Genomic DNA, 4,750 nt, shown 5'->3' on the forward strand with positions numbered 1-4,750 from the left:
CCCCCTTTCTTTTTGGGTTTTTTAAATACCAATATAAACACCCCAATTTTGGGGTAACCCCCCACCCCCTTTGTATGGGGGGATTTTGGGGTTTTGGTGGGGCACCCGCCCCCAACAAACGCCGCTAAAGCCCCCTTTCCAAGGGGTTTGGGGGATTCCCACTAATTTCGCTTGTTTCTAGAGATATTTACACACCCTAGCTCGATCGGGTGGGAATATTAACGGTATCCATTTGCTGCCAAAAAATCTGGTGTAATGATTTCGCGCTGATGGCTGCGATCGTTTTGAGTCGCACCCATCAACTTTTCGACATATTTACCTAAAATATCGGCTTCCAAATTTACCCACTCATTCGGCTGAAGCTGGGCGAGATTGGTGTTGGAATATGTATGGGGAATTACGGCAACTGTAAACCAATCACCATCTGGAGCGCAATCGGCGATCGTTAGGCTTACGCCATTAATCGCAATACTCCCCTTAGAAACTAAATAACGACTGATGTAATTTTCCCATTGTTCGCCGAGCGATTCTGGTGCGGCGAAGCGCATTTCCCAAGAGGTAGCAGTAGGTTTACTCGACACCAGCTTACCAATCCCGTCGATATGTCCCGTCACAAAATGACCGCCAATTTTGCCACCAACGCGCAAAGATGTTTCTAAATTTGCAGGTGAAGATGTACGATCTCTTTGCCCGATCGTTGTACGATCTATAGTCTCAGGAGAAACAGTTACAATAAACCCCTGAGGTAAAATTTCTTCTACTGTCAAACATGCCCCATCTACAGCTACACTATCCCCAATAGTCAAATCGGTTAAGATGAGCTTCGCATCTGAGAAGTTACACAAGATTTCTAGCCTGTCTTCAGTCAAAAGGCGTAAATTTCCCAGCGATTGAACTAGTCCTGTAAACATCTTTTTTCAGTCAAAGTACTATTCGCGATCGAGCATTTCATAGGTCATCCTTGATACATATAGGTACGGAACCGCCCAAGTTCGAGCTTGCTCTGAACAAACTACGTCGGTTCTTATTTTAAACTTTAACGTTCGCCACCACCTAAATCGGTAAATAATTTACAGGAAACCACCACCATGATTGAAATGAAAGTAGCGGGGATTGCATTGGACGCGGTATCGCGGAGTCCGATTGTCTTACTCAAAGATGCGTCAGATCGTCGCGCTTTACCGATTTACATCTCTCAGGAGCAGGCAAAGGCGATCGTTAATGCACTAGAAAAACAGACACCTCCCAGACCATTTACGCATGACTTGATCGTGAATATTTTTGAGAGTTGCGATCTCAAAGTCGAGCGGATCGCGATTAATTCACTGCAAGATAATACTTTCTACGCGTCGATCGTCATTAATAATAACGGTCAAATTCGGGAAATCGATGCTCGTCCTAGCGATGCAATTGCGATCGCCATTCGGACTAAAGCACCAATCTGGGTAATTGAAGAAGTCATCGCCGATGCTTCGATTCCTGTAGATCGCGATGCTGACGAGCAAGAACGCCAAGCTTTCCGCAGCTTTGTCTCTAATCTGCGTCCTGACGATCTGATTCGCAAAGGTGGTTATGCGGGGTAGGTTTTAGGCTTTAGGCTTTAGGCAGAAAAAGGCTGCATTAAAATGTTGCCTTACCTCATACACATTGTTGTATGAGGTGGTAGCGAAGGAGTGCTTTGGCGATCGAGTTTCGCGCACTCCAGACTAGAACTTATACCAACGTCGGAACGGGGATACTTAGATGGGGATAGAGTGGGAACCCTTCACATAGAGTAGCAATCCGACGCATACATTCGCTAGCTACTTTATCATCTTCAGGATTGAGTAATCGATCGGCGATAATGTTACCAATTTCTACAAATTCCGTCGTACCCATGCCGCGAGTAGTCATTGCAGGCGAACCGAGTCGCAAACCACTAGTCACGAATGGAGATTCCGGATCGAAAGGTACTGTATTTTTGTTGGCAGTGATATTTACATCGCTAACCAGTAAATCTGCCTGTTTGCCAGTCATGCCGATCGATCGCAGATCGACTAACATCAGGTGGTTGTCAGTCCCATCAGAAACGATTTTAAAGCCCCGTTGTTGGAGTTGACCAGCCAGTGCTTGGGCATTGGTAATTACATTGCCGCAATAGGTCTTAAAGGCGGGCTGGAGAGCTTCGCCGAAGGCAACTGCTTTACCAGCAATTACGTGTTCTAAGGGGCCACCTTGACTGCCAGGGAACACCGACTTGTCGAGCTTCTTGCCCAAATCGGCATCGCGAGTCATAATCAAGCCACCACGGGGGCCTCTGAGCGTTTTGTGAGTGGTCGTAGTTACGACATCGCAGTAAGGAATCGGGTTGGGATGGTGTCCGGTAGCGACCAATCCAGCAATGTGCGCGATATCTGCCATCAAGAACGCACCGACTTCATCGGCAATCTCGCGGAATTTGGCAAAATCGATAATCCGGGGATAGGCAGAATAACCGCAGATTAATAATTTGGGACGATGTTTTTTTGCCAAATCGCGAATTTGGTCGTAGTCTAATTGCTCGGTTTCTTGGCTGACACCATAATGGTTGACATCGAACCATTTACCTGAAAAATTGACTGGTGAGCCGTGGGTAAGGTGTCCGCCGTGGGATAAATCCATCCCCATAATTTTATCCCCAGGGTTGAGGAGCGTCAGAAAGACGGCAAAATTAGCCTGCGCGCCAGAATGAGGTTGGACATTTGCCGCCGCTGCACCAAATAACTGCTTGACTCGATCGATCGCAATTTGCTCGATCTCATCTACAAATTCGCAGCCACCATAATAACGCTTGCTGGGTAGACCTTCGGCATATTTATTCGTAAGTACCGAACCCTGTGCTGCCATTACCGCAGCCGAAGTGAAGTTCTCACTGGCAATCAATTCGAGATGGCTGCGTTGGCGACCTAGCTCGGAACCGATTAAACTCGCGATCGCGGGATCTGTCTCTACTAAAAATTCTAAGTTAGTTTTTGCCATGTCTAGTCTATTGGAAATAGGTTGGAGATTGCGAAATCGATGTGGTCTCCCAGACTATCGATTATAGCTAATCGAGATCGATTCTCCCAAGGGGAGGATGGGGAGGGGTAGGAGAAGGGGGAAGTGTGGGAGGTAGCGGGAGACTCTAGCACTATCTGTTACAGTTTCGATCGAGCATGGGGAGCTAAACTAGCATATTGCCAAGTTAAATCGTGACAATTCTAGTAGTATTGGTAAAATTAAGGTGTGGACTATCTTCATGTTGTAGATATACCTGGTAATAGTTCGTCTCTACCTGACCCAAAAATGGGGGTGGTGTATGTTAGTAGTGATTATTGATAACCAAATTATTGCACCGCAACAAGTCTGTCAAGCCTGTCTGATGGCCGATCGCGATGGGCGACCGCGCTGGCAACAAGGTAAACTCGGTTGCGGTCGTCTTATCCGCAGTCTCAACTGTTGCAGCGAGCCACAATCCGATACTTATGAGTGTCAGATGGGGTTTAGGCTGGTGGAAATAGATTAGGGAATAGGGGATAGGGGATAGGGTGATTATTTTTGATATTAAACTTTGCACATATTAAGATTTTAGGACGCAAGCGTCCGTGCAATTCCCCCTTTTCCCCCTGTCTTTCTCTAGACGCAAGCGTCTTTAAGTAATTCCCTATCCCCTATTCCCTATCCCCTATCCCCTAATTAAACTGCTGACTCAAAGCCACCGGATTATGAACGGTAATTTTTTTCTTTTGAATCGAGATTGTTTGATTGTCGCCATCGCGTAAGTCTCCGAGCAAACGCGTGACAGTCACGCGGGTAGAGCCGATGGCTTCGGCGATCGCTTGATGGGATAATTTAAGATCGATCGTAATGCCATTGCCATTAGGTACGCCAAAATCCCTACACAAGATCAGCAAAAAACTAGCTAAACGAGATCCCATGTCTCTATGTGCCAAGGTTTCGATCATCATTTCGGTTTGGAGAATTCGTGACGACAAACCTCTGAGCACGATTAACGAGAGTTCGGGATTATCTTTAAGCGACTTTTCAAATTGATCGATCGAGACAGATAATAACTCGACTGGGGTAAACGCCACCGCATGATAAAACCTGTCAGACTTATTCCCCGTAATCAAAGATAGCACCCCAAATACGCTATTTTCGCGCAGCAAAGCCACTGTAATCTCTTCGCCAGCTTCGTAGACGCGCGACAACTTTACGGCACCTTTAGTGAGAAAATAGACACGTTCTGCCGGATCGCCAGGGAAAAAAATTGTCTTATTGCGATCGAATGTCTCGATTACAGGTGGAAACTCGCCTCCAGCCATTTGCTGAAAGACGGTAGCTAGGGGTTTATCTTGCATCATGACCATCTTAAATTTGCACTCTCTTGGAATATTTGGACTTATAATTTCAGACTAGATCGGAGTGTAAATTTGCTCGCTCTCCATTCCTAATCGATCGACGAATGCAGCTAGGCACTGGAGCTTATCGAATTATCGAACCGCCAACCCCGATCGAACGGTATTACACATCACTTAATCTGACTTGCCAATAGTTTTTTGTATCACAGAATACGAAGCCCTCTCGATCCGCCATTAGGATCGATCGAAACATCGATAACTGGCAAGTGTTCGCAGCGAACTGATATCATAAGCCGTGCGAGTTATCAGTAGAGAATAGAATTATCGTGCTAAATTTAAGCGGCAAAAATGCCCTAGTAACTGGAATTGCGAACAATCGATCGATCGCGTGG

The 4,750-nt window shown here is 46.2% G+C and carries 5 protein-coding genes; 2 read left to right on the top strand and 3 right to left on the bottom strand.

What is annotated here, in order from left to right; all coding sequences use genetic code 11:
• Positions 1-218: 218 nt before the first annotated feature.
• The gene (gene ribE, locus RMO79_RS19650) at positions 219-911 is read right to left on the bottom strand and encodes a riboflavin synthase (protein ID WP_310484952.1); all 693 of its coding nucleotides are present in this window, start codon (positions 909-911) and stop codon (positions 219-221) included.
• A 177-nt stretch (positions 912-1,088) separates the two neighbouring features.
• On the opposite strand from ribE, the gene RMO79_RS19655 reads away from it, so the two are divergent.
• Positions 1,089-1,583: a bifunctional nuclease family protein gene (locus RMO79_RS19655; protein ID WP_310484953.1), complete on the top strand. Its 495-nt coding sequence runs from the start codon at positions 1,089-1,091 to the stop codon at positions 1,581-1,583.
• A 130-nt stretch (positions 1,584-1,713) separates the two neighbouring features.
• Here RMO79_RS19655 and glyA read toward each other — a convergent pair whose 3' ends face one another.
• Entirely contained in the window at positions 1,714-2,997 is a 1,284-nt protein-coding gene (glyA, locus tag RMO79_RS19660) for a serine hydroxymethyltransferase (RefSeq protein ID WP_310484954.1), read from the bottom strand.
• A 319-nt stretch (positions 2,998-3,316) separates the two neighbouring features.
• Here glyA and RMO79_RS19665 point away from each other — a divergent pair, with 319 nt between their 5' ends.
• Positions 3,317-3,523 carry a hypothetical protein gene (locus tag RMO79_RS19665; RefSeq protein WP_310484956.1) on the top strand — a complete coding sequence of 69 codons (207 nt, stop codon included), beginning with the start codon at positions 3,317-3,319 and terminating at the stop codon, positions 3,521-3,523.
• 166 nt (positions 3,524-3,689) lie between these two features.
• Here RMO79_RS19665 and ntcA read toward each other — a convergent pair whose 3' ends face one another.
• Positions 3,690-4,367 (bottom strand): global nitrogen regulator NtcA, encoded by a 678-nt coding sequence (gene ntcA / locus RMO79_RS19670; RefSeq protein ID WP_310484957.1) that lies wholly within the window; start codon positions 4,365-4,367, stop codon positions 3,690-3,692.
• Positions 4,368-4,750 lie beyond the last annotated feature (383 nt).

Origin of the sequence: Chamaesiphon sp. VAR_48_metabat_403 (assembly GCF_031422475.1) — a bacterium.
Classification (GTDB): Bacteria; Cyanobacteriota; Cyanobacteriia; order Cyanobacteriales; family Chamaesiphonaceae; genus Chamaesiphon.

Excerpts from the sequence above, each read along its gene's own strand:
- ribE (WP_310484952.1), bottom strand. The coding sequence starts at position 911 with ATGTTTACAGGACTAGTTCAATCGCTGGGAAATTTACGCCTTTTGACT.
- glyA (WP_310484954.1), bottom strand. The coding sequence starts at position 2,997 with ATGGCAAAAACTAACTTAGAATTTTTAGTAGAGACAGATCCCGCGATC.
- RMO79_RS19655 (WP_310484953.1), top strand. The coding sequence starts at position 1,089 with ATGATTGAAATGAAAGTAGCGGGGATTGCATTGGACGCGGTATCGCGG.
- RMO79_RS19665 (WP_310484956.1), top strand. The coding sequence starts at position 3,317 with ATGTTAGTAGTGATTATTGATAACCAAATTATTGCACCGCAACAAGTC.
- ntcA (WP_310484957.1), bottom strand. The coding sequence starts at position 4,367 with ATGGTCATGATGCAAGATAAACCCCTAGCTACCGTCTTTCAGCAAATG.